This is a genomic window from Mucilaginibacter phyllosphaerae (genome assembly GCF_004378255.1).
GTDB classification, from domain to species: domain Bacteria; phylum Bacteroidota; class Bacteroidia; order Sphingobacteriales; family Sphingobacteriaceae; genus Mucilaginibacter; species Mucilaginibacter phyllosphaerae.
The window spans coordinates 165003-189300 of record NZ_SNQG01000006.1; the positions used below are offsets into that span (position 1 = coordinate 165003).

A 24298-nucleotide genomic window follows, 5' to 3' on the forward strand; every position below is an offset into this window, starting at 1 on the left:
TATGAACTCAACCGCCTCTTTTGTATTTTTACGCCTTAACTAAATTATGGAGAACAAACCCATAGCGCGTACGCTTCGTTTACTATCGCAATTGATGGAATTGCACGGAGTTAACCCGTTCAAAATCAAATCTATTGCCAATGCTGCCCTTAAGGTAGATAAGCTGCCCTTCCCTATTGCCGGTAAACCGCTGGCCGAACTGGAAAAAATAGATGGTATTGGTAAAAGCATCGCCGCCAAAATAGTGGAACTGCTGGAGAACGGCACCATGATAGAACTGCGGGAGATGCTGGACCAAACCCCGGAAGGCATTGTAGAAATGATGGGCATCAAAGGCTTAGGCCCAAAAAAGGTAGCCATCATCTGGAAAGAACTGGGCATCGAGAACATCGGCGAGCTTTATTACGCCTGCAACGAGAACCGCCTGATAGAAGCCAAAGGCTTCGGTTTAAAAACCCAGGAAGAGATTAAAAGGCTGATCGAATTCCGGATGGCCGGTAACGGCAAATTCCTGTACTCGCAGGTAGAGCAGGAAGTTAAAGACCTGATGGAAGAGATCAAAGGAATCTTCCCGGATGCCTTAAAGCATGTTGCAGGCGAATTTAGGAGGCTGAACGAGATCATTAGCGAACTGGTTATTGTTATCGGCAGCTTAAACCAGGATGTTGCCTTTAAAGCTTTAGCGGAACTGGATACCCTGCAAAACGTTGTGTTGAACGGCACGCATATTAATGCCGAATTAAAGAACGGCCTGCTGGTTGATATGATATGCGTAGATAAAGCCGATTATTATTACGAGTTGTTTGTAAATACCGGCACAACCGAACATGTGGAAGAGGTGTTATCCCGCATTAATATCCCCTTAGAACAACCCGAAACCGAAGAGATCATTTACCAGAAAGCCGGCCTGGCCTGGATGCAGCCCGAGTTGCGCGAAGACAAGAACTTTATTCAAAAAGCAGCAGAAAATAAGCTGCCTACGCTCATCAGTTATTACGACCTGAAAGGCAGCCTGCACAACCACAGCACCTGGAGCGATGGCGTAAACACACTCGAAGAAATTGCCCTATACTGCCGCGATGAACTAAAACTGGAATATTTAGGCATTAGCGACCATAGTAAAAGCGCCTTTTATGCCAAAGGCCTCAGCATCGAGCGGGTTTTGCAGCAGCAGGAAGAAATAGATCATCTGAATAAAAAGATAACCGGCTTCCATATCTTTAAAGGGATAGAATCAGACATCTTGAATGACGGTTCGCTGGATTACCCGGACGAGATCCTGAAGAAGTTTGATTTTATTGTTGCATCTATCCATGCCAACCTTAAAATGCAGGAAGATAAGGCTACCGCCCGTTTAATAAAGGCTATTGAAAACCCGTTTACAACAATTTTAGGCCATCCCACCGGCAGGCTGTTACTTAGCCGAAAGGGGTATGAAATTGATCATAAAAAGGTGATTGATGCCTGCGCCGCCAATAACGTGGTGATTGAAATAAATGCCAACCCCGTAAGGCTTGACCTTGACTGGCGCTGGCACCAGTATGCGCTGGATAAAGGCGTAATGCTCTCTATTAACCCCGATGCGCACCGTAACAGCGGTTTTAGTGATATGCATTATGGTACAAACATTGCCCGCAAAGGTGGTTTAACAAAAGAAATGTGCTTAAATGCACTGCCCCTGGCAGAGATAACAAAAGTTTTTGAGAAGAAAAAAAGCGGTAAGTAATACCGGGAATTGTATGAACCTGAAATTTCAGGACTAAGAATTTTCAGCATGACCGGACCAGAGAGTTAATGGCTCAATGGCCAATGCCCCAATAAATAAATATGTTAACAGATAAAGTACGCAAGCTACAGCAATCGGGCCCTGTGCCAAACCTATTGGTAATAGGCGATCTGATGATAGACCAATACATTATAGGCGACGCCACCAGGCTTTCGCCCGAGGCGCCGGTACCTATTGTAAATGTTAAAAAGGAATTTACCACACCCGGCGGCGCTGCAAACGTAGCCCAAAATCTGCTGTCGTTAGGTGCCCGGATCTCGTTGGCCGGTATTACCGGGGATGATATAGATGCCGTACGCCTAACGGATATACTTTTACAGGAAGGGATCAACACCGATGGTATTTTTAAAGATACCACCCGCCCCACCACGGTAAAAACCCGTGTAATGGCAGGCAGCCACCAACTGGTACGGGTAGACAGGGAAGTTACCCACCCGCTTGGGATGGATATGCAGGCAGATTTTTTAGCGCAGATAAAAAACAAAATAGCAGAGGCAGATCTGGTTATTTTGTCCGATTACAACAAGGGCCTTTTCTCTGAAGATCTTACGCAGGAGCTGATCAGCCAGGCTAACCGGCAAGGCAAAAAAGTAGTGATAGACCCCAAAGGGCTTAACTATGGCAAATACAAAGGCGCCTACATTATAAAGCCTAACCGCAAGGAGCTGGCAGAAGCCGCCAAAACAGAAAAGATCACCAACACGGCCGAACTGCTGGAAGCAGCCCGCATAATTTTAAAACAAACAGATGCTGAATATATTGTAGTGACCCTGTCTGAACAAGGCATGGCTATCATCAGCCAGCTGGCTTATAAGCTGTTGCCGGTAAAAGCCACATCGGTATTTGATGTAACCGGCGCAGGCGATACCGTAATTGCCACCATGGTTTATTTTATGGCACAAGGCTTAGATGTGGAAGAAGCCTGCGAACTGGCCAACCACGCCGCAGCCATCGTAATCAGGCAAACGGGCAGCGCCGTTACCACTGTTGAAGAAATTCTGGAAGATATGGGCGCCAGAGATTAAAGAAGGTAGAGAGTAGTGAGTGGTGAGTAGTGAATAATAAACAAGCACTATAAAATCCATCACTAATTCGTTAACTCACTAATTAAAAAGATATGGTTATTGAAGAACTATACGCGCATCAAAAAGTGATACAGCAGGTTATCCAAAACCTGCCGGGCGATATCGAAACCGCCTGTAATACAATGGTAAGCGTGTTAAAGAATGGTAAAAAAGTACTGATTGCCGGTAACGGAGGCAGTGCGGCCGATGCCCAGCACATCGCTGCCGAACTGAGCGGCCGGTTTGTAAAAGAACGGATAGCCCTGCCGGGCATTGCCTTAACTGTTGATACCTCGGCACTTACAGCCATTGCTAACGATTATGGGTACAACCATGTATTCTCTCGCCAGGTAGAAGCACTGGCACAACCCGGCGATCTGTTTATCGGTATTTCTACCAGCGGCAATAGCCAGGGCATCCTGAATGCCTTTGAGGCAGCTGCCAAAATTGGCTGTAAAACGCTGGGCCTATCCGGCCGCGATGGTGGTAAAATGAACGGCATCTGCGATCTGAATATCATCGTACCATCTGATGTTACCGCCCGCATCCAGGAAATGCACATCCTAATTGGCCATATCTTGTGCAAGGCTGTGGATGATGCTTATTGATTTATATAATTGGGGTACTCTTGCAATCCCCTCCCAAGCAAGGAAGTTGAAAAAAGCAGAGGCTCGTGCGATTCCCTCCCACCGGGAGGGTGCAGGGAGGGGTTAGCAAAGCGGCTATGAAACCGGATCCGCCGTTTCGCAAATCAATACACACCTTTAGGAAAAAGGATTTAATAATTATTTTTTTCCTAATTTTATACCCATGCGTTACGATCTTGAAAAAACACTACTAAATAAAATAACTACCCTGCCCCAGCTTAAAGCTCACATGGCCGAATGGCAAAATCAGGGTAAAAAAGTGGTTTTTACTAATGGCGTTTTTGATCTGCTTCATCTTGGGCATATCACCTATATGGTTAAAGCTGCAGAATTGGGCGATAAGCTGATTATCGGTTTAAATGCAGATGCATCGGTTAAGCGGTTAAAAGGCGAAAGCCGCCCTATAAATGATCAAAATAATCGCGCAGCGTTATTAGCCGCCTTGTTTTTTGTGGATGCTGTAATACTATTTGAGGAAGATACCCCGCGGGAATTAATAACCAGTTTACTGCCTGATGTATTAGTAAAAGGTGCCGATTACACGGTCGACCAGATTGCCGGCGCTGCAGAAGTATTGGCAAACGGCGGCGAAGTAAAAACAATTACCCTGGTTAACGGCTACTCCTCCACCTCTATCATCAACAGGATAAAGGTGCAGAATGAGGTTAAGGGTTAGAAAGTGGAGATTAGTGAACGGTGAGTAGTGAATAGCAGAAAAAAGAACTATTAAATTAATTACCAATTAAATAAACCATTAATTAAAAGGCTTTGTTCAAGGAATTCATTAAATCACTAATTCACTAATTGAATGAAGATATTGGTTATCCGCTTTAGTTCGATGGGTGATATTATTTATACCACGCCCGTTGTACGCTGCCTAAAAAAGCAACTGCCGGATGCCGAAATACACTTTTTAACCAAGCCCGCCTTTAAATACATTTACGATAACAACCCATACGTTGATAAGCTGTTGCTGTTAAAACCTACGTTAGCTGAAACCATTGCAGATATCAAAGCCGAGGAGTACGATCACATTATCGATCTGCATAATAACCTCCGCACGGCTATCCTAAAATTGCGTACCGGCATCAAATCATCTGCCTATAAAAAGCAAACGGTGCTTAAATGGCTTAGTATAAAGTTTAGGCTTAAGTTGGTGCCACCCACGCATTTAGTAGACCGCTATTTAAAAGCCGTTGCCTTTTTAGGTGTGGTTAACGATGGCAAACCGATAGATTATTATATTAAAAACAATTACCGGCTATCTGCACTGCTGCCGGCATCGCATCAAAACGGTTATGTAGCTTTTGTAATTGGCGCCACGCACTTTACCAAACGCATGCCGAATGTAAAGATCATTAGTATTTGCAGGCAAATTAACATGCCAATTGTACTGTTAGGCGGTAAAGATGTACAAGCAAACGGCGAAGAAATAGCCGCGGCTGCCGGCACCGGTATTTACAACGCCTGCGGCGTTACCACATTAGATGAGTCTGTTTACCTGGTATCGCAGGCAAAAAGTATTATAGGTTTCGATACCGGCCTAACCCATATTGCCGAAGCATTTAATAAGCCTATTGTATCTGTTTGGGGTGGTACCGTGCCCGAGCTTTTGGGCGTGCAGCCTTACATGGTAAAGGATGTTTTGGTTTCGGGTATTGATCTGAGCTGCCGCCCCTGCTCAAAATTCGGATTGGAAAAATGCCCGCTGGGCCATTTTAAATGTATGTATGATATGCCGGAAGAGCCTATTACTGCGTTTATCAATAAACAATAACTGCTGCCATGAAAAAACTACTGCTGATACGCCATGCCAAAGCAACCCACGAAACCGGCTTTACAGATTTTGAACGCCCCCTAACCCATAAAGGCCTTAAACAAGCGGAAACAATAGCTACCCGCATACTGGCAAATAACTTAAAACCACAGCTTTTAGTAGCAAGCCCTGCCTTGCGGACGCTTTCTACAGCAAATGTTTTTAGCCAGGTATTGGGTTTACAACAGGCCGTTACCGATAAGGCTATTTATGATGCCAGTGAGAGTACCTTGTTGAAAGTGATTGACAACCTGCCGCAAGACAAAGATTTTATTGCCTTGGTAGGCCACAACCCCGGCATCAGCCAGGTGCTTTATTACCTTAGCGGCGCCATTAAAGATGTACCGCCCTGCGCTGTGGCCTTAATTGAATTTGAACTGGATACCTGGGCGGAGATATTTGAACAAACCGGCAAGCTTACCTTTTACGATACCCCAAGCCCCCTCTAATCTCCCCCTTTAGGGGAAACTTTTTATATGCTGAAGCCCTATCCTTCGGGGGGCTGTTAATTTACCAGGTAAGTTTTACCGGGTAAAGACCGGATAAAACCCTGTAACTCCATATCCAGTAAAGTCATGGCCAGCAGGCTCATGGGCATCTTGGCTTTGATAGATAATTCATCAATAGCCAGTGGCGCTTTGTGCTGCTGAATGATCTCGTAAACAAAACGCTCCTCTGCCGATAGGTCTATCGGCAGCAATAACTGCTCGGGTGCACCTTTTGCGCTGGTATTCTTTTCCCATCCCAGGCTGTAGGCCAGGTCGGCCACGCAGGTAAGCAGGGCGGCTTTATTATTCCTTATCAGGAAGTTACACCCTTCCGAATACTCGTCTCCCAGCCTTCCGGGGAAAGCAAATACATCGCGGTTATAGGTATTGGCAATTTCGGCAGTTATTAATGCACCGCCTTTTAAACCCGCCTCTACCACTACCGTGGCATCGGCCATACCGGCCACAATGCGGTTTCGCTGCGGGAAATTCTCGCGGTTGGGTATGGTGCCGGATGGATATTCGGTAAGCAGTCCACCGTTTTCCTGCATCTTTTCGGCCAGGCTACGGTTTTGGCTGGGATACATTTTATCGTAACCATGGCCAAGCACACCAACAGTTGGTACGTTTAACCGTAAACTTTCGCGATGTGCGGCGGTATCTATACCTAAAGCCAGCCCGCTAACAATTGTTACGTGGTATTCTTGTAATTCTTCTATCAGTTGCTTGCATAAATTACGGCCGTAGTCTGTAGCGTTGCGTGTGCCTACAATACTGATGATGCGCTGTGTATTCAAACCGGTGTTACATTTGGCATAGAGCAGCAAAGGCGAATCGTGGCAATTTTTTAGCTTACGCGGATACCGTGCATCCGTATAAAATAATACATCAACCTTGTTGGTTTCGATGAACTTCAGCTCCTGCTCCGCACGTTTAAGGGCCTCGGCAAAGTCGGTCATCTGCAGCTTTTTGGTACCAATGCCCCTTGCCTGCGTTAAGGCATCCTTCGATTTTTTAAATACTTCTTCGGCGCTGCCAAACCGGCTTATCATTGATTTGGCCAGCACCGGGCCAATATTTTTTAGGAATGTTAAGGCAACCTGGTGATGTAACGACATAATATTAAGATGCCCTAAAGTATAAATAATCCTAAAATAATTAGCATTTATAGGTGAAATATATTTACTCTTCGTAATAATGGCCGTTGTCATGGTGAGCCTGTCGAACCATTGGCCGCTTTGCTAAGTCTTCGACAAGCTCAGACTGACATGATTGGATTGTTATGGCGTTTCAGCCTGTCATGGTGAGCCTGTCGAACCATTAGCCGCTTTGCTATTTTCTTCAACAGGCTCAGACTGACATTAAGGAGCATGTCATGGTGAGCCTGTCGAACCATTAGCCGCTTTGCTATTTTCTTCAACAGGCTCAGACTGACATTAAGGAGCATGTCATGGTGAGCCTGTCGAACCATTAGCCGCTTTGCTATTCTTCGACGAGCTCAGACTGACATTTTGTGGAGCATGTCCTGGTAAGCCTGTCGAACCATTGGCCGCTTTGCTATTCTTCGACAAGCTCAGACTGACATTTTGTAGAGTATGTCATGGTGAGCTATCGAACCATTAGCCGCGTTGCTATTCTTCGACAAGCTCAGACTGACATTTTGTGGAGCATGTCATGGTAAGCCTGTCGAACCATTGGCCGCCTTGCTATTTTCTTCAACAGGCTTTAAACTAATAATAAATAAATAATTCTCAAAAACTACAGAAATAGTTTGCAAACTATAAAAATAGTTTTACCTTAGTCTAACTATAAAAATAGTTTGCTATGAAACTAAAAGAACTTACCAAGGCCGAAGAACAGATCATGCAGATACTGTGGCAATTAAAAGAGGCTATTGTAAAAGATATCCTGGAGAAAATACCGGAACCAAAGCCCGCTTACAACACCGTATCAACCGTGGTAAGGGTGCTGGAAGGTAAGGGATTTATTGACCACAAAGCCTACGGCAACTCGCATTTGTACTTTGCGCTTATCAGTGAGGACGACTATAAGAAATTTACGTTTGATAAGCTGATGACCAATTATTTTGATAACTCCTACAAAAGCCTGGTATCCTTTATTGCTGATGAACAGAACCTGGGACTGAAAGAACTGGACGAGCTAACTGAACTGATCAACAAACTTAAATCTCAAAAAAAATGAACTGGTTGCATTACCTTATCGAGGCAAATATTTACCTGGGCGTATTTTATTTGTGCTATTGCCTGTTTCTGAATAACGATACCCACTACACGCTGGGCAGGTTTTATTTGATATTTAGCTGTATTGCAGCCTTTATTTTGCCGCTTACCCAGGTAAGTATTTTAAAACCCGTACTGCCCGAAATGGAGATTGTAGAACTGCCCGTACAAGTAAAAACCATGCAGGCCAGCGTTCCGCAGCTGCAAACTGCCGAGCCTGTAACCCGGTTTACCTTTAATGATGTACTTATTTATCTATATATAACGGGTGCTGTTATCGCATTGCTGGTGTTTGCCTTCCGTTTGCGCAAACTGTATCTGCTTACACGCAACAAGCACGCCTTATACCAGGGTCAGTATAAGCTGATTAATCTGGAGGATGAGCACACCGCCTTTTCTTTTTTTAACTACCTGTTTATTGGCAAAAACATCCCACAAGCCGAAACCATTATAGCGCACGAAATGGTGCACATTCGCCAAAAACACTCGGCAGATATCATCTTTTTAGAACTTGTTAAAGTGATCAACTGGTTTAATCCATTCGTTTACCTGTTGCAGCGCAGCCTTAAAACCATACACGAATATATAGCCGACGACCAAACAGCGGCCCGCGAACAGGATGCCCTCAGCTACTCCTCTTTTTTACTGAACAACGCTTATGGCATACAGGGCACAACAATTACGCATTCATTTTTCAATTATAACTTATTAAAAAAACGGATCATTATGTTAAACAAAAACCGATCAGGTAAGTTAGCAAGGCTAAAGTACCTGGCAGCGCTGCCCCTTTGCGCGGGCATGCTCTGCGCATCAACCCTGGTGTTTAGTAAAGATTATGGGGTGATAGACCTGCTGCCACGCCCCGAAAAACCGACTGTTAAACCCACCCTTATCAAGTATTTTAAGATAAAGGACAGGGATATAACCGCTTATTCGGATAACCTGTCGTTCACCGAAAACGGCATTAAAAAAACCTATTTGGCAACCACTATAACGGATGCAGATATCGCCTATATCAAAAAAGTACGCAAAATAGCGGTGGAGGTAATAGAGGTAGATAGCAAAACTAAAATGCAGGTACCCATGGTTATTAAAGCAGATGCTAAACAGGATACCACCAAATTCCCCCCGCCGCCCCCACCAACCATATTAAAAGATCAATTTCTTGATTTTGGGCGTTTTATCAGAACAAAAACTGTGTATCCTAAAGATGCCCTGGAGGGTAAAAAACAAGGTGGCCTTATTATCAGCTTCCATGTAGATGGCAGCGGAAATGTTAGCAACGTGAAGCTATCAGGCCAATCCCGAACAAGTTTTGATGATGCCATATTAGCCGCGGCCAATGCTTACCGGGGTAAAATTAAAGACAAAGCCGGCGATTATAAATTAGGCGTAAGCTTTATTATACCCGGGGTTGATGGTGTTAATTTCCCACAACCAGCTGTTACCAAAGCAACTAATTATGTAGGTGAGGTACACGTTTTAGGCTTAACAGATGCCCAACGCAAAAAGTTGATGCCGCCTCCACCGCCGCCAATGGCCAGGCCGGGTAAACCAGCAAAGCCAGGTAAAGTACCTCCTCCTCCGCCTGCACCGCCAAAATCTACAGCTAAAGTGCCTGAAATTGACATAGAACCTGTACCGGCCGTTGATCCAAAAGCGCGTAACAAACCAGCCAAAACAGCCCAATCTGATGCCCCTGTTAAACCAACAGCCATGAGCCGGTTGCTTGACGGCTCGCTATCTGTAAAACGTATCATATTTCCGTTTGATAAAAATTATCAGCTAAAAAAAGGAAGTAACTGTTAGATCTGGGCTGGTTATCTTATCCGGCAAATCAGCCTTTTACATAGATAACCTGTTTGGTTTCAAAAAACTCCTCCTCAAAGTAATTTTTGAGATGATATTGCTGCACGGCTAAACCCGCGTCGGCAATTTCTTGTGTAAGGTCGCCCCCCTTAAGGTAAAGTATCCCGTTAGGTAATATATTGTTGCTTTTTTTGCTGAATTTGCCCTTTACCCAGGGGTAAAAATCCTTCAGCTGCGTAACCGCGCGCGATACCACAAAATCAAACTGCTGCTTAATTTCTTCGGCCCGTGCATGGGTGGCCTTTACGTTGTTAAGGCCCAAAGCGGCTGCCACTTCGTTTACCACCTTTATTTTTTTACCTATCGAATCTACCAGGTGGAAGTTGGTATCGGGGAATAACATAGCCAGCGGTATGCCCGGGAAACCGCCGCCTGTGCCTACATCCAGCACATTTTCGCCAGGTAAAAAGGCCATTACTTTGGCTATCCCCAGCGAATGCAGCACGTGGCGCTCATACAGCAGATCGATATCCTTACGGGATATGACGTTGATCTGGCTGTTCCATAGCGTATAAAGCTCCTGCAGGCGGCCAAATTGTGCTTGCTGTGCCGGCGTTATTTCCGGGAAATATTTAAGCAGGATATCAGATGTCATCCTTATTATGTCGGTTTATGATATTGCCTAACAGGAACCTTGCCCTAAATAACTGCGCTTTTACAGTGCCCAGGGGCAAATCAAGCTGCTGGGCAATCTCTTCATAAGATAATTCGTCGAAATAGCGCAGGGTTATCAGGTTACGGTAACGTATAGGCAGGCTTTCTATCAGTAGTTTAAGTTCTTCTGTTTGTTGTTTTTTGATGGATGTTTCCTCGGGGTTCAGCACGTCAGATTTGATCTGCAGCGGCTTCTCTTCCCCATCCTCATCCATCATCCCGTGGATAGATTGGGTATTCAGCTTTTTCTTGCGGATAAAATCTATACAGTTGTTAGTAGCTACCCTAAAAAGCCAGGTGCTAAAAGCATACTCGGGCTGGTATTTATCCAGTTTTTCAAACGCTTTGGCAAAAGTTTCAACCGTAAGGTCGTTAGCATCCTCCTTGTTGTTCACCATTTTCAGCACCATAAAGTAAATCGAATCTTTATAGCGGTGCATCAGGTCGGCATAGGCTTTTTGGTTACCCTGCCTTGCCTTTACAACCAAATGAAAATCGTTTTTTGCGTTCTCGGTAAAATTCTTATTTACTTCCATCTGGTGGTTTTAATAAAGGTACCTATCAATCCAAATACGTTTAAGTATATATAATATATCATATCAAAAAATGGCAACGGCCACACCAGGTCGCCGCAATCCAGCCGTTTAAACACCTTGCGGTAAATAATTAATTGTAGCGCCCACCTAAATACCACCACCCCAATGGCCCACAAAGGCTCAAATTTAAATACCAGGCACAATATAAATAAAACATAAAATAAAAAGCCGCTAACCGCATCAAAACTCAGCATGCGCCGGTGGCTGTTTTTATACAATTTACCCACGCCCATGTGGCGTTTTTTTTGCCTGAACCAGCTGCCCAGGGTTGTTTTAGCATCGGTATAAGTAAAGGTATCGGGGTGTATCTGTATCGTGGTATTATCTGCTGTTGCGTTTTGGTTCACAAACAAATCGTCGTCGCCAGATAATACGTGCATATGCGCGGCAAAGCCTTTTGCGCCAAAAAACAGGGTTTTAGTATAGGCCAGGTTGCGGCCAATGCCCATGTAAGCGTTGCCGGTTAAGGCGGCCGACAGATAGTTAACGGCAGTTTTCAAGGTTTCGAACCGGATAAAAGGGTTCAGAAAATTGCCCGTGCGCGTGTAAGGCGAGTAGCCCAAAACTATCTGCGTATGGCCGGTAAAACCTGCTGCCATACGGGTTACCCAGTTTAGCGTGGCGGGTTTGCAATCGGCATCGGTAAACAAAAGATGCTCGTATTTAGCGGCCTTTATACCCAGGGTAAGCGCAAACTTTTTACCTGTTTTATAACGGGCATGCTCATTTATGGTAACAATTTTAAGGTGCGGAAACTCTTGCTGGATCCCCAGCAGGATCATGTCCGAATCATCTGTAGAGCAATCATTGATCACCACCACCTCATAATCCGGGTAGTTTTGCTGTAAAATATAAGGTAGGTTTTGGGTTAAATTACGAGCCTCGTTACGGGCGCTGATGATAACAGAAACGGGTACAATCGGGGCCGGCAATTCATCCTGCGGTATATAGCGGGTAAGCTTAGTATGATTACTTAGCAGGTAATACAGCTGAACAATAAAACATAGCTGAAACAGAACAAATAACGCATCTTGAATATAAGCTTCCAAACCCCTTGATAATAAGGTGCAAATTTGATAAAAAAGGTTGTAATGTTGTAACGTTTAAAGGTTGAAATGTTAACATATTTTATAATATCGCCTGCTTTAGATCAGTTTTCGCGAAGTGACACGCCCATACACGCAAAATAACCGTAGAGATGCGATACTTCGCGTCTAAATCTTGCATGCAAAAGACGGGAAGTATCCCGCCTCTACGAACAACATAATTAATGTAGAGACGCGATACTTCGCGTCTAAATCTTGCATGCAAAAGACGGGAAGTATCCCGCCTCTACGAATAACATAATTAATGTAGAGACGCGATACTTCGCGTCTAAATCTTGCATGCAAAAGACGGGAAGTATCCCGCCTCTACGAATAACATAATAATGTAGAAACGCGATACTTCGCGTCTAAATCTTGCATGCAAGGAGACGGGAAGTATCCCGCCTCTACGAATAACATAATTAATGTAGAGACGCGATACTTCGCGTCTTTATGAATTTGCATTTAAAATTCCTCTAATGGGATGGGTTTTTATCAGCCTTACTTTAAGCCGAAACCCCTCCCTGCACCCTCCCGTTGGGAGGGAATCGCACGAGGCCCTACTTTATATACTCATGGCTATTACTATTGCATTTAAAATTCCCTCCTTGGGGAGGGGTGCGTAGGGTTGTGAAATGGCAGGGAGGGGTTTACCCGCTTTACTTTACGCCGAAACACCGTTAATAAGGGGTAAAACCGGCATCCGCTGCAAACCTTGCATGCAAGAGACGGGAAGTATCCCGCCTCTACGAATAACATAATAATGTAGAGACGCGATACTTCGCGTCTTTAATGAATTTGGAACTTAAAATTCCTCTAATGGGAAGGGGTTTTATCAGCCTTACTTTAAGCCAAAACCCCTCCCTGCACCCTCCCGTTGGGAGGGAATCGCACGAGGCCCTACTTTATATACTCATGGCTATTACTATTGCATTTAAAAATTCCCTCCTTGGGGAGGGGTGCGTAGGGTTGTGAAATGGCAGGGAGGGGTTTACCCGCTTTACTTTACGCCGAAACACCGTTAATAAGAGGTAAAACCCGGTGTACCTGCAAACCCTGCATGCAAGGAGGCGGGAAGTATCCCGCCTCTACGAACAACATGATTAATGTAGAGACGCGATACTTCGCGTCTTTTAACGCGCCTCCTTGCATGCAAAAAGGCGCGACGTATCGCGCCTTTACTGATATATAATGTAGAGATGCGATACTTCGCATCTTTAACCCGCTGCAACAATCTAACAATCCATTAATTAACCATACCCAATGCCAAACGCTTTTGCTAATTTTGCCCGGATAAATGAAATTTAATTTAACAGCACAAGACCCGCTTTCTAAAGCCCGCGCAGGCGAACTTACTACCGACCACGGGGTGATACAAACGCCTATTTTTATGCCCGTGGGCACAGCCGGCACCGTAAAAGCGGTACACCAGCGCGAGCTGAAGGATGATATTAAGGCCCAGATCATATTGGGTAATACCTATCATTTGTACCTGCGCCCCGGTTTAAATACGATTGAACAGGCCGGCGGCCTGCATAAATTTAACGGTTGGGACGGCCCTATTTTAACCGATAGCGGCGGCTACCAGGTGTACTCGTTAAGCGAAGTACGCAAGATAAAAGAAGAGGGCGTAACTTTCCGCTCGCATGTGGATGGCTCCAAACACCTGTTTACGCCCGAAAATGTGATGGATATACAGCGTACCATAGGTGCCGATATCATTATGGCATTTGACGAATGTACCCCCTATCCCTGCGATTATAATTACGCAAAAAGATCCATCGAGATGACGCACCGCTGGCTTAAACGCTGCTGCGACCGCTTTGATACTACCGAGCCTAAATACGGCTACAGCCAAACATTCTTCCCGATTGTGCAGGGTTCGGTATATAAAGATCTGCGGGTACGGTCGGCCGAAGTAATTGCCTCTTTTGAGCGCGAAGGGAATGCCATTGGCGGCCTTAGCGTTGGCGAACCGGCCGAAGAAATGTACGCCATGACCGAAGTGGTTTGTAATATACTGCCCGAGCACAAGCCCCGCTACCTGATGGGCGTAGGCACACCTATTAACCTGCTGGAAAACATTGCTTTAGGCATAGATATGTTTGATTGCGTAATGCCTACCCGTAACGCCCGTAATGGCATGCTGTTCACCAAAAACGGCATCATTAACATGCGTAACGAAAAGTGGAAAAACGATTTTAGCCCTATTGAGGCTGATAGCGACCTGTATGCCGATGTTTGCTATACCAAAGCTTACCTGCGCCACCTGATACACAGCGGCGAAATGCTGGGCGCACAGATCGCTACTTTACATAACCTGCACTTTTACTTGTGGTTAGTTAAAGAAGCGCGCAATAAAATTATAAGCGGTGAGTTTTACGACTGGAAGAAAGTTATGGTGAACCGTTTAGGCCAAAGATTATAAATGAAGCGCTTTTTAGATAAATATTTAACCGTTATAGATTCCTATATCATCCGTAAATACCTGGGCACCTTTGTATTTACGCTGGGTATTTTTATGGTGATATCTGTAGTGTTTGATATATCTGAGCACCTGGATAACTTTTTGGGCGATAATGCCTCTTTAAACGACATTATATTTGTTTATTATGCCGGGTTTATCCCCTTTTACCTGATGCTTTTATCGCCACTGATCAACTTTTTGGCGGTAATTTTCTTTACGGCTAAAATGGCCAACCAAACCGAGATTGTGCCGATACTTACCAGCAAGGCCAGCTTCTACAGGTTTTTACGCCCTTATGCGCTTTCTGCGGGTTTAATATTCATCGTATCGCTGTTTGCCAACCTGTATTTACTACCATATACTAATAAATTAAAGGTAACTTTTGAGGGTGCGCACTTCTTTAAAAACGATGATCCATCCAAAAGCGAGGTGCATATCCAGCTGGATAAACGCACGTTTGTGTACCTGCAAAGCTACGACCCAAGCCTGCAATCCGGGTATAATTTCACCCTCGAGAAATTTGACGGCGACGAAATGAAGGAGCGCCTTACCGCTACCAGTATTAAGTTTGATTCGCTTAAAACCAGGTGGACTATTAATGCCCCTTCTATACGTTATGTGAACGGTTTAAAGGAGGTTTTTAAGACGAATTTGCCTAATTTAGATACCGTTTTAGACATGCGCCCGGTAGACTTTGAGGCCCATGATAACGTGGTGAGCAACATCTATGGGGCCATGAGTTTGGCCACCCTAAACAAGGGAATTGAGAAGGAAAAACTACGCAGCACCGGCGTTGTGGTTGATATGCAATTCGAAAAATACCGCCGTTTTATCGAGCCCTTATCCTCGTTTGTGCTCACCTGTATCGGTGTTGCCATAGCATCGCGCAAGGTGCGCGGCGGGGTTGGTTTACCCCTCGGCATTGGAATTTTCATCTGTTTTACGTATATTGTTGTAAACAAATTTGCCCTGGTATTTGCCATAAAAGGGGGCTTTCCACCCCTCATTGCGGTGCTGATCCCTAACGTTATTTTTGGTATTTTGGGCTACATTTTAATTATTAAAGCACCAAAATAATGGCCCAAACAGGCGCTAAATCCAATACCGACACTACCATTTCTGGCATAAATAAGGGCGATTTAGAGCCGTTAAAAGACGTTTCGGGGGCGAAAAATGGTCTCAATAAGAACCTGATTATCCTCCATTTTACCGTTTTTGTATGGGGTTTTACCGGAATTTTGGGTCAGTTAATTTCAATTTCGGCGGTAAATTTGGTTTGGTACCGGGTACTTATTGCCAGTTTATCGCTGTTTTTATACTTTAAATTTAACAAAACTGCGTTCAAAGTGAGCCGTAATACGATGCTAAAACTGGTGTTTACGGGGGCTTTGGTGGGCGGCCACTGGGTGCTTTTTTTCGCTTCCATCAAGCTTTCTACCGTGCCGGTAACGCTGGTTTGCCTCTCCTCCATCACGCTTTTTACTGCTATTTTTGAGCCGGTCATCAACAAAAAACCTATCTCTAAGATGGAGATCGTAGCCGGAATTTTTATCATTATCGGCATTATCCTCATTTTTAAATTCGAAACACAATACACTAAGGGTATCATAGCAGGCCTTATCAGCGCCATACTGGCCAGCCTTTTTGCCATCATCAACGGCCGCCAGGTGAAGCATCACGAGGCCCCGGTAATTGCATTTTATGAATTATCCGGCGCCTTTGTTTGGATCACTTTGTACCTTTTTGTTACCGGCGGTACCAGCAATTTCATCATCCCTAAAGCAACAGATCTGGGCTATTTATTCCTGCTGGGCACGGTGTGCACATCGCTGGCGTACGTGGCAGGGGTATCTGTAATGCGCGAACTTTCTGCCTTCCGGGTGGCGCTCATCACCAACCTGGAGCCGGTGTACGGTATCATGATGGCCTTTCTTTTTTTTGGCGATATGAATAAAATGTCGGCAGGTTTTTGGGTAGGCTCGGTCATTATTTTGTCTACCATCTTCCTTTTCCCTGTGGCCCAAAAGCAGGTGGCTAAACGCCGTAACCGCTAATTTTTTAAGCTTTATTTTTCCTTTATATATCTAAAAATACCCCCTGTTTTAATGCGGGTAGGGGCAAAGTGCGCCTCTCATATTACGCATTTTAAAGCCCGCTAAGGCATTATTATTTTTAGAGCGCCAATTCCCCGTAATTAATATCCGGAGCAAATACAGGGCAATTCAAATTTTAATTAGTGTATTTAAAATGAAAAGTATGTTTATTTATAAACATCCCTTAATACATCATCAAAATCAAACTCATCAGCTATATTAATCAATTTATTTTAAATATATTAAGTATTGATAATCTGCTATTTATGACAACTAACTACTTCTAAAATATAGATAAATTAAACTTTTAAAAAATTAAAATGCTAAAAATAATAGCAATTATATTATTAATACGTTAATTACATCTATATTATCATGTAAATGAGTTATTTGAATCATATTATATTAAGTTGTAATTCCTATTGCTTAAAATGTTGTATTTTTCTATCAAAGTGTAACGAAGTCAGAAATCAGGATTTGTTATTAATTGCCGGGAGTAGCAATTGCGCATACAAAATCGAATTTTGGAACGAAAAATAGCGCTTAAAAACGATGCGGATAATTTCGGCAGGCATCCATTAATGCCGAAATATATGAGGCGTTTTTTAAGCCGTTAAGGCACGTTAGATTTTTTTGATGATGACAACCGGGCTTGGTGAATGACATCTTAAATAAACTGCTCTTCCCGGCCCACCAGCCGGCTTCACCTAAATTGCTGCAACCGGATCTTTGCAAGATCAGATTGATGGCTGCAGATTTGCCATTTTTAAAAAAGATTAAAAAAGTGCATCTTGTAGTACCAAATCAATATCAGTCTATCATGAGCATCAGAACCATTTTTGCACTTGTAATTGTAGTGCTGCTTACCGTAGTAATTATGCAAAATACCGACGAAGTGAAATTCACCCTTTTGTTTAGCACGGTATATCTGTCAAAGGTGGCGGTACTTACGGCGGTAGCAGTGGGCGGGTTTATTTTGGGCGTGCTGGTTGCCCGCCCAAAAAACAAAAAATATAACATCGGCGGGCACTATGATGAGCTGCACGCCGATGAAGACAAAAATACACTAAGTGACGAAGACCGGGATTACCTCAGCCGGGATTAGACACCTGCTTAGATTGGAGATTTGAGACAGCGCTCTCCTGATCTTAATTAAACGTTGTAAAAAACCTGGCTAAATTCTTCCATCACCTCCAGGTTTGGGGTGTCCTCAAAAATGCCAAAAACCGATGCGCCGCTGCCGCTCATACTGGCGTATAGCGCGCCATGCTCGTACAACTCTGCTTTTATGCCACGTATGGCGGGATGATCGCGAAAGATATGGCCTTCAAAATCGTTCTTAATATGCCCTCTCCATGCCGTAAGGGGCGTTTTTATTAGGTCGTATAGGGTTTCTTTAACCGGCGCGGCTTTTACGCCTCTGTAAGCCTCAGCAGTTGATATATGCTCATCCGGCATCACTAAAACAATGCTGTAGGCCGATAGGTCCAAGTTAATAGGTTCAAATTCGTCACCTTTCTCAAAGGCAAATACCGGCTTGTTGCGGATGAAGAAAGCACAATCGGCACCCAGTATGCGGGCGTATTCTTCCATGCTGTCATCAGATAGGCCCAGTCCAAAATTATCGTTCATCAGCTTAATAAAAAACCCGGCATCGGCAGACCCCCCTCCCAACCCTGCGCCTATCGGGATGTTTTTATGCAGGTGGATCTTTACCGGCGGCAGGTCGTGGTCTTTTTTCAGCAGGTGGTAACCCTTAATGCAAAGGTTATCCTCGGGCCTTCCGGGTATCTCCAATCCCGACGATTCAAAACTCAGTTTATCGGCTTCTACCACCTCCAGCACATCATTAATTTTAATGGGATAAAAAACGGTCTCCAGGTCGTGGTAACCATCGGGGCGGCGGGCTATAACATTAAGGCCGATATTTATTTTTGCGTTAGGGAAAGCTATCATCAAATTCAATTAACACTACCATGTATTTATGCACATCAGTAGGATACCAAAAATAGATTTTTTTTATTTGTGTCAGAATTGTTCATTGGCTCATTAGTTCATTAGTACCATTAACTACTCATCCAATCAACTATCAACTTAATCAAACAACAAAAATGAAACAGTACCTCGACCTGATGCAGCATGTGATGGAGAACGGAGCGCAAAAGCATGACCGCACCGGTACAGGCACCTTAAGCGTTTTTGGTTACCAGATGCGATTTAACCTGCAGGATGGCTTCCCGATGGTGACCACCAAAAAGCTGCACCTGAAATCTATCATCCATGAACTGATCTGGTTTTTAACCGGCGATACCAATATCCAGTATTTAAAAGATAACGGCGTACGCATTTGGGATGAGTGGGCCGACGAGCACGGCAACCTTGGCCCTGTATATGGCTACCAATGGCGCAGCTGGCCAAAACCCGATGGCGGCCACATCGACCAGATTACGCAGGTTGTAGAGCAACTCAGGAACAATCCCGATTCGCGCCGCATCATGGTATCGGCCTGGAACGTTGCCGATGTGAACCAGATGGCCCTGCCACCCTGCCATAGCTTATTCCAGTTTTATGTGCAGCCCCCTAACCCCCTGAAGGGGGAACTGAAGGGCAAGTTGTCATGTCAACTTTACCAGCGCAGTGCCGATATATTTTTGGGGGTGCCTTTTAATATTGCATCGTATGCGTTGCTCACGATGATGATGGCCCAAGTATGCAACCTGGATTATGGCGACTTTGTACACACTTTTGGCGATGCCCACATTTACAACAATCACCTGGAGCAAGCCCAACTGCAACTAAGCCGCGACCCACGCCCGCTGCCCACCATGAAGATCAACCCCAACATCAAAAACATCTTCGACTTTAAGTTTGAAGATTTTACCCTAGAGAATTACGACCCGCACCCGCACATTAAAGGGGTGGTTGCGGTTTAGGTCATTGGGTCATTGGGTCATTGGGTCATTGGGTCATTGGGTCATTGGGTCATTGGGTCATTAAATGAATTTGAAATGTACGGAAGAGTTTGTTTCTTTATTACATATTGATGTATAATGATGAGTAATAGAATTGAAGATTAGAAATTTACAATCTGGCGGATGCTTTCTCCAACAAAGTTTGGTTCCTGGTTTTAGAGTGGAATTACTTTGTTAAAGATACCATCGGCAAACAAATTACAAGATCAGCAGATTCCATTAGTGCTAATATTGCCGAAGGATTTTGGAAGATTTCATTATAAGGAAAATAAAAACTTCTGCTACTTTAGCAGGGGATCATTAATAGAAACAAAAGGATGGCTTAATAAATGCCTGGTAAAAAGTTTAATTAGCAAAGAAAAGCATATCGAACTTATTAAAGAATTGGAAATCATCCATCATAAACTAAACATCTACATAAAATACATCAGTAAAAAGTATTGAGCAGCCAAACAATGAATAAGCCACAAGCAATTCATTGTCATAAAATGCTTTTATTAGAAAACTATGAATATTATCGAAATCAAAAAAGCAATTACAAAATTAATTGATGAACTGAGAGAGGAGATAATGCCAGATATATTAGTGCAAATCAAAAATAAAAGAAGCCGCCAATCGTAAAAAGTTTGTAGAAGAAATTATAAAAGACGATAACGAATTACTAAAAAAACTTTCTGATAAATTACTTGAGATGCTTGGTACATCAATGACCCAATGACTCAATGACCCAATGACCCAATGACAATAAGCATCATCGTAGCCATAGCCCAAAACTACGCTATAGGCAAAAACAACCAGCTGCTTTGGCACATGCCGAAGGATTTGAAACATTTTAAAGAGATCACATCAGGCCGCACTATCATCATGGGGAGGAAAACCTACGAGTCGGTGGGTAAGCCTTTGCCAAACCGCCGCAATATTGTGGTAACCCGGCAACCTATCCAGATACCCGGCTGCGAGGTGGTACAGTCAATTGACAAAGGCCTGGCGCTATGCGCACACGAGGATGAGGTGTTTATTGGCGGCGGCGCCGAAATTTATCGGCAGGCAATGGATAAAACCGACCGCATCTATCTCACCATTATTCATCAGGATTTTGAGGCAGATACGTTTTTCCCCGAAATTGATTATATGCACTGGGATGAAGTGAGCCGGGAGTATCATGAGCCGGACGAGAAAAACCCGCTTCCTTATTCATTTATCACACTAAACCGCCGGTAACAAAAACTCAGATTATTTTGTTTCAATTAAAAATTTCATGCTTGTGAAATTTTATTAGATTTGCCGTCTTATTTAAAAAGCTTATAAACTAATTAATTACATATTTAATTCGCGATGCAAGGTAAAGGGGTTATTAAATTTTTCGCCATTCTGCTGGCTGTTGTGTGCTTATACCAGCTTTCATTCACCTGGGTGGCCCACAAAGTTGAGAATGATGCCAAAGCGTATTCTAAAGGCAATCTTGAAAAGGAGAAGGCCTATCTTGATTCTGTTTCTACACTGCCGGTTTACCCGGTACTCGGCCATACTTACCAGTATTGTGTTGACAGGGAGCTTGCCCTGGGTTTAGATTTAAAGGGAGGTATGAACGTTACGATGCAAATTTCGTTACGTGAGCTGGTTACCACGCTATCCAACAACAGCGCCGATGTTGCCTTTAACCAGGCATTAACCAATGCGCAGGCAAGAAGCGTTACCGAGCAAAAAGACTACATTACCCTGTTTGTTGATGAATACGAAAAGCTGGCCCCTAATGCCAAGCTTGCTTCTATATTTGCAAACAGCAGCAACCAGGATAAATTAAAATACAATTCATCTAACAGCGATGTTGAGGCTTATTTGAAAGACCAGGCCAATACGGCGGTACAGCAGTCATATACCGTGTTGCATACCCGTATTGATCAATTTGGTGTTACGCAGCCAAACATCCAACTGCAAAAAAGCACCAACCGCATTTTAATTGAATTACCGGGTGTAAAAGAGCCCGAGCGTGTACGTAAATTATTATCCGGTACGGCAAAGCTTGAGTTTTACCAAACTTTTGATAACAGCGAAGTTTATGGTTTGCTTAACAACATTAACGGCATTATAGCCGCTAAAAACAAGGCTGCTAAAAAAGATACCGCAGTTGCCAAGGCTGATACCGCCAAAGCGACAAAAACTGCCGCACTTGCACCAAAAGATTCAACTGCTGCTGCAAAACAGGCAAACTCATTAATCAACAAATTAAAAAATAACACCGCTAAAGATTCTGCAGGCTTAAATAACAAAAGCCAACTGGCAGACCAGGCACCGTTATTTGCGGTACTTGCCCCTATGGTTTACCAGGGACAGGATGGACAGGCGCAATTAGCACCGGGCCCTATTGTTGGCCGTGCTGCGCAAAAAGATACAGCAAAAGTTAACAACTACCTGCACAGTGCAGATATCAAATCTGTTATTCCGCAAAACTTAAAATTCCTTTGGGGGGTAAAACCAGAGAAAGGCACTAAAATATTTGAACTTTATGCGATCAAATTATCCGGTGCAGAAAATGGCCCGGTATTACAGGGCGACGTGATTAATGATGCACGTGCCGATGTAGACCAGCAAAAAGGTGGTTTTGAGGTTACCATGTACATGAATTCGCAAGGTGCCCAAAAATGGAAAACCGTTACAGCCGAAGCATCTGCAGGTACCAACAAAAGGGCTATCGCTATTGTGTTGGATGACAACGTTTATTCTGCCCCTAACGTTCAAAACGAGATCTCGGGCGGTGTATCATCAATCTCGGGCGGTAATTTCACCCAGGAGGACACCAAAGATTTAGCTAATATTTTAAAGGCAGGCCGTTTACTGGCACCTGTACACATTATTGGCGAGGCAGTTGTAGGCCCGTCATTAGGCCAGGAAGCCATCAGCGCAGGTTTACTTTCTTGTATCCTGGGTTTAGTAGTTATCCTGATCTTTATGGTGGCCTACTACAAACGTGCAGGTACTGTAGCTGTAATTGCGGTATTGATCAACGTATTCTTCCTGATGGGTGTATTGGTAAGTATCCGCGCAGTATTAACACTGCCTGGTATAGCCGGTATCATTTTAATATTAGGTGTGGCGGTAGATGCCAACGTACTGGTTTACGAGCGTGTTCGCGAAGAGCTTGGCTTGGGCAAATCTATCCGTATAGCAGTTGCCGATGGTTTTAAACATGCTTTACCATCTATCCTTGATGCCAACATCAGTACATTCTTAACCGGTGTGATCTTATTTTTATTCGGATCAGGCCCGATACAGGGTTTTGCAACCACTTTGATGATCGGTATCGTTACTACCCTGTTCTGTTCGTTACTGATATCAAGGCTGATATTTGAATACATGCTTGAAAAAGGCTGGGATATCACCTTCTCTCGCCCATGGAGCTCACATACTTTCAAAAACGCCAATTACGGCTTTGTTAAAAACCGCTTTAAATTTTACGCCTTCTCGGGTATATTTATTGTAGCCGGTTTAATCTCCATGGCAACACAAGGTTTTAACTACGGTGTAGACTTTGGCGGCGGGCATACTTATGTAGTGAAGTTTAACCAGCCTGTTACGACAGAACAGGTACACGAGGCTGTTGACGCAACGCTTGGCCGCGGTACCGAAGTTAAAACTTATGGTACTGATAAGATCAGCATCAATACCAATTACCTGATTGACGATAACTCGGCAAATGCTGACGACAAAGTACAAACTGCTTTGATCAAAGCGCTATCTGCCAACCCGGCAACTAAAATTGATGACAAAAACATCCTAAGCCACCAAAAAGTAGAGGCAACCATTGCTAACGAGGTAAAGGCGTCGGCAAAATGGACCATCATCCTGGCCATCATCGTAATCTCTGCCTATATATTGATCAGGTTCCGTAAATGGCAGTTCAGCTTGGGTGCTATGGTGGCTACCGCGCACGATTCATTGCTGGTACTATCGTTCTTCTCGATCTTTAAAGATATCCTTCCGTTCTCTTTAGATATCGACCAGGCGTTTATCGCAGCATTGCTTACCGTTATTGGCTATTCAATTAACGATACCGTGGTAGTGTTTGACCGTATCCGCGAGTTTCTGGATCATCACCATGCAAAAACCGATGATCCTAAAGAGGTAATTAACCATGCCATCAACAATACTTTGAGCCGTACCATTATCACTGCATTTACGGTGGTATTGATATTAGTGATCTTGTTCATCTTCGGTGGTGACGTTATCCGCGGTTTCTCATTCGCATTGTTAATTGGTGTAATTTTCGGTACTTATTCATCTATCTGTGTAGCAACACCTGTTATCATAGATTTTGGAAAGAAAGACCTGAAATAGCATAAAACTGCTATGGGTTGATTCAGTGATTAATTAACCCATCACTCATAATATTATTTTTTAAAAGGCTTCAAAGAACATTTGGAGCCTTTTTTGTTTTACAACTATAGCCACTATCTGCACTCCCTCCGGAAGGCAGGGTTTAAAGTTTCCCTTTCGGGAGGAGATTTAGAGCCGGCTTTTATT

At 43.9% G+C, this 24298-nt stretch carries 22 protein-coding genes; 17 read left to right on the forward strand and 5 right to left on the reverse strand.

The window, feature by feature from the left end:
• Positions 1-46 precede the first annotated feature (46 nt).
• From E2R65_RS16550 to E2R65_RS16575, 6 genes are all read left to right on the forward strand, one after another.
• On the forward strand, positions 47-1726 hold the full coding sequence (locus E2R65_RS16550; RefSeq protein ID WP_134337601.1) for a DNA polymerase/3'-5' exonuclease PolX: 1680 nt from the start codon (positions 47-49) through the stop codon (positions 1724-1726).
• Between the two features lie 101 nt (positions 1727-1827).
• Positions 1828-2811 (forward strand): D-glycero-beta-D-manno-heptose-7-phosphate kinase, encoded by a 984-nt coding sequence (gene rfaE1, locus E2R65_RS16555; protein ID WP_134337602.1) that lies wholly within the window; start codon positions 1828-1830, stop codon positions 2809-2811.
• Between the two features lie 92 nt (positions 2812-2903).
• Positions 2904-3458, forward strand: a complete 555-nt coding sequence (gene gmhA / locus E2R65_RS16560; RefSeq protein WP_134337603.1) for a D-sedoheptulose 7-phosphate isomerase — start codon at positions 2904-2906, stop codon at positions 3456-3458.
• Positions 3459-3660: 202 nt separating this feature from the next.
• Entirely contained in the window at positions 3661-4173 is a 513-nt protein-coding gene (gene rfaE2, locus E2R65_RS16565; RefSeq protein ID WP_134337604.1) for a D-glycero-beta-D-manno-heptose 1-phosphate adenylyltransferase, read from the forward strand.
• 132 nt (positions 4174-4305) lie between these two features.
• Entirely contained in the window at positions 4306-5274 is a 969-nt protein-coding gene (locus E2R65_RS16570; RefSeq protein WP_134337605.1) for a glycosyltransferase family 9 protein, read from the forward strand.
• A gap of 8 nt (positions 5275-5282) precedes the next feature.
• Positions 5283-5762, forward strand: coding sequence for a SixA phosphatase family protein (locus tag E2R65_RS16575; RefSeq protein WP_134337606.1), 480 nt, complete (start codon positions 5283-5285; stop codon positions 5760-5762).
• A gap of 56 nt (positions 5763-5818) precedes the next feature.
• Here the strand turns inward: E2R65_RS16575 and dprA are convergent, their stop codons facing one another.
• On the reverse strand, positions 5819-6919 hold the full coding sequence (gene dprA, locus E2R65_RS16580) for a DNA-processing protein DprA (protein ID WP_134337607.1): 1101 nt from the start codon (positions 6917-6919) through the stop codon (positions 5819-5821).
• Positions 6920-7625: 706 nt separating this feature from the next.
• Between dprA and E2R65_RS16585 the strand changes: the two genes are divergently transcribed.
• Complete coding sequence (locus E2R65_RS16585) at positions 7626-8003, forward strand: BlaI/MecI/CopY family transcriptional regulator (RefSeq protein WP_134337608.1); 378 nt, start codon at positions 7626-7628, stop codon at positions 8001-8003.
• On the forward strand, positions 8000-9850 hold the full coding sequence (locus E2R65_RS16590; protein WP_134337609.1) for a M56 family metallopeptidase: 1851 nt from the start codon (positions 8000-8002) through the stop codon (positions 9848-9850). Before E2R65_RS16585 ends, E2R65_RS16590 begins: the two co-directional genes overlap by 4 nt.
• Positions 9851-9878: 28 nt before the next feature.
• Here the strand turns inward: E2R65_RS16590 and rsmG are convergent, their stop codons facing one another.
• From rsmG to E2R65_RS16605, 3 genes are read right to left on the reverse strand one after another with little or no spacing between them, the layout of a single operon-like run.
• Entirely contained in the window at positions 9879-10505 is a 627-nt protein-coding gene (gene rsmG / locus E2R65_RS16595; RefSeq protein ID WP_134337610.1) for a 16S rRNA (guanine(527)-N(7))-methyltransferase RsmG, read from the reverse strand.
• Positions 10495-11100 carry an RNA polymerase sigma factor gene (locus E2R65_RS16600; protein ID WP_134337611.1) on the reverse strand — a complete coding sequence of 202 codons (606 nt, stop codon included), beginning with the start codon at positions 11098-11100 and terminating at the stop codon, positions 10495-10497. The genes rsmG and E2R65_RS16600 overlap by 11 nt, the downstream gene beginning before the upstream one ends.
• On the reverse strand, positions 11091-12209 hold the full coding sequence (locus E2R65_RS16605) for a glycosyltransferase (protein ID WP_134337612.1): 1119 nt from the start codon (positions 12207-12209) through the stop codon (positions 11091-11093). The genes E2R65_RS16600 and E2R65_RS16605 overlap by 10 nt, the downstream gene beginning before the upstream one ends.
• A 1333-nt stretch (positions 12210-13542) precedes the next feature.
• Between E2R65_RS16605 and tgt the strand changes: the two genes are divergently transcribed.
• From tgt to E2R65_RS16625, 4 genes are all read left to right on the forward strand, one after another.
• Positions 13543-14673, forward strand: coding sequence for a tRNA guanosine(34) transglycosylase Tgt (gene tgt, locus E2R65_RS16610; RefSeq protein ID WP_134337613.1), 1131 nt, complete (start codon positions 13543-13545; stop codon positions 14671-14673).
• Positions 14674-15789, forward strand: a complete 1116-nt coding sequence (locus tag E2R65_RS16615; RefSeq protein WP_134337614.1) for an LptF/LptG family permease — start codon at positions 14674-14676, stop codon at positions 15787-15789.
• Positions 15789-16766: a DMT family transporter gene (locus E2R65_RS16620; RefSeq protein ID WP_134337615.1), complete on the forward strand. Its 978-nt coding sequence runs from the start codon at positions 15789-15791 to the stop codon at positions 16764-16766. Before E2R65_RS16615 ends, E2R65_RS16620 begins: the two co-directional genes overlap by 1 nt.
• A gap of 859 nt (positions 16767-17625) precedes the next feature.
• Complete coding sequence (locus E2R65_RS16625; protein ID WP_134337616.1) at positions 17626-17910, forward strand: LapA family protein; 285 nt, start codon at positions 17626-17628, stop codon at positions 17908-17910.
• A gap of 47 nt (positions 17911-17957) precedes the next feature.
• Here the strand turns inward: E2R65_RS16625 and ispE are convergent, their stop codons facing one another.
• Positions 17958-18761 (reverse strand): 4-(cytidine 5'-diphospho)-2-C-methyl-D-erythritol kinase, encoded by an 804-nt coding sequence (ispE, locus tag E2R65_RS16630; protein WP_134337713.1) that lies wholly within the window; start codon positions 18759-18761, stop codon positions 17958-17960.
• 155 nt (positions 18762-18916) lie between these two features.
• On the opposite strand from ispE, the gene E2R65_RS16635 reads away from it, so the two are divergent.
• From E2R65_RS16635 to secDF, 5 genes are all read left to right on the forward strand, one after another.
• Positions 18917-19738 (forward strand): thymidylate synthase, encoded by an 822-nt coding sequence (locus E2R65_RS16635; protein WP_134337617.1) that lies wholly within the window; start codon positions 18917-18919, stop codon positions 19736-19738.
• A 188-nt stretch (positions 19739-19926) separates the two neighbouring features.
• Positions 19927-20040, forward strand: coding sequence for a four helix bundle protein (locus E2R65_RS20030; RefSeq protein WP_373867801.1), 114 nt, complete (start codon positions 19927-19929; stop codon positions 20038-20040).
• Entirely contained in the window at positions 20000-20221 is a 222-nt protein-coding gene (locus E2R65_RS20035; RefSeq protein WP_373867802.1) for a four helix bundle protein, read from the forward strand. Before E2R65_RS20030 ends, E2R65_RS20035 begins: the two co-directional genes overlap by 41 nt.
• Before the next feature lie 294 nt (positions 20222-20515).
• Positions 20516-20998, forward strand: coding sequence for a dihydrofolate reductase (locus E2R65_RS16645; RefSeq protein ID WP_134337618.1), 483 nt, complete (start codon positions 20516-20518; stop codon positions 20996-20998).
• A 114-nt stretch (positions 20999-21112) separates the two neighbouring features.
• Entirely contained in the window at positions 21113-24112 is a 3000-nt protein-coding gene (gene secDF, locus E2R65_RS16650) for a protein translocase subunit SecDF (RefSeq protein WP_134337619.1), read from the forward strand.
• The last annotated feature ends 186 nt before the right edge of the window (positions 24113-24298 follow it).

Excerpts from the sequence above, each read along its gene's own strand:
- E2R65_RS16550 (WP_134337601.1), top strand. The coding sequence starts at position 47 with ATGGAGAACAAACCCATAGCGCGTACGCTTCGTTTACTATCGCAATTG.
- rsmG (WP_134337610.1), bottom strand. The coding sequence starts at position 10,505 with ATGACATCTGATATCCTGCTTAAATATTTCCCGGAAATAACGCCGGCA.
- E2R65_RS16645 (WP_134337618.1), top strand. The coding sequence starts at position 20,516 with ATGACAATAAGCATCATCGTAGCCATAGCCCAAAACTACGCTATAGGC.
- secDF (WP_134337619.1), top strand. The coding sequence starts at position 21,113 with ATGCAAGGTAAAGGGGTTATTAAATTTTTCGCCATTCTGCTGGCTGTT.
- E2R65_RS16620 (WP_134337615.1), top strand. The coding sequence starts at position 15,789 with ATGGCCCAAACAGGCGCTAAATCCAATACCGACACTACCATTTCTGGC.
- E2R65_RS16585 (WP_134337608.1), top strand. The coding sequence starts at position 7,626 with ATGAAACTAAAAGAACTTACCAAGGCCGAAGAACAGATCATGCAGATA.
- E2R65_RS16570 (WP_134337605.1), top strand. The coding sequence starts at position 4,306 with ATGAAGATATTGGTTATCCGCTTTAGTTCGATGGGTGATATTATTTAT.
- E2R65_RS16590 (WP_134337609.1), top strand. The coding sequence starts at position 8,000 with ATGAACTGGTTGCATTACCTTATCGAGGCAAATATTTACCTGGGCGTA.
- ispE (WP_134337713.1), bottom strand. The coding sequence starts at position 18,761 with ATGATAGCTTTCCCTAACGCAAAAATAAATATCGGCCTTAATGTTATA.
- rfaE2 (WP_134337604.1), top strand. The coding sequence starts at position 3,661 with ATGCGTTACGATCTTGAAAAAACACTACTAAATAAAATAACTACCCTG.
- tgt (WP_134337613.1), top strand. The coding sequence starts at position 13,543 with ATGAAATTTAATTTAACAGCACAAGACCCGCTTTCTAAAGCCCGCGCA.
- E2R65_RS16575 (WP_134337606.1), top strand. The coding sequence starts at position 5,283 with ATGAAAAAACTACTGCTGATACGCCATGCCAAAGCAACCCACGAAACC.
- E2R65_RS16600 (WP_134337611.1), bottom strand. The coding sequence starts at position 11,100 with ATGGAAGTAAATAAGAATTTTACCGAGAACGCAAAAAACGATTTTCAT.
- gmhA (WP_134337603.1), top strand. The coding sequence starts at position 2,904 with ATGGTTATTGAAGAACTATACGCGCATCAAAAAGTGATACAGCAGGTT.
- rfaE1 (WP_134337602.1), top strand. The coding sequence starts at position 1,828 with ATGTTAACAGATAAAGTACGCAAGCTACAGCAATCGGGCCCTGTGCCA.
- E2R65_RS16615 (WP_134337614.1), top strand. The coding sequence starts at position 14,674 with ATGAAGCGCTTTTTAGATAAATATTTAACCGTTATAGATTCCTATATC.
- E2R65_RS16635 (WP_134337617.1), top strand. The coding sequence starts at position 18,917 with ATGAAACAGTACCTCGACCTGATGCAGCATGTGATGGAGAACGGAGCG.
- dprA (WP_134337607.1), bottom strand. The coding sequence starts at position 6,919 with ATGTCGTTACATCACCAGGTTGCCTTAACATTCCTAAAAAATATTGGC.
- E2R65_RS16625 (WP_134337616.1), top strand. The coding sequence starts at position 17,626 with ATGAGCATCAGAACCATTTTTGCACTTGTAATTGTAGTGCTGCTTACC.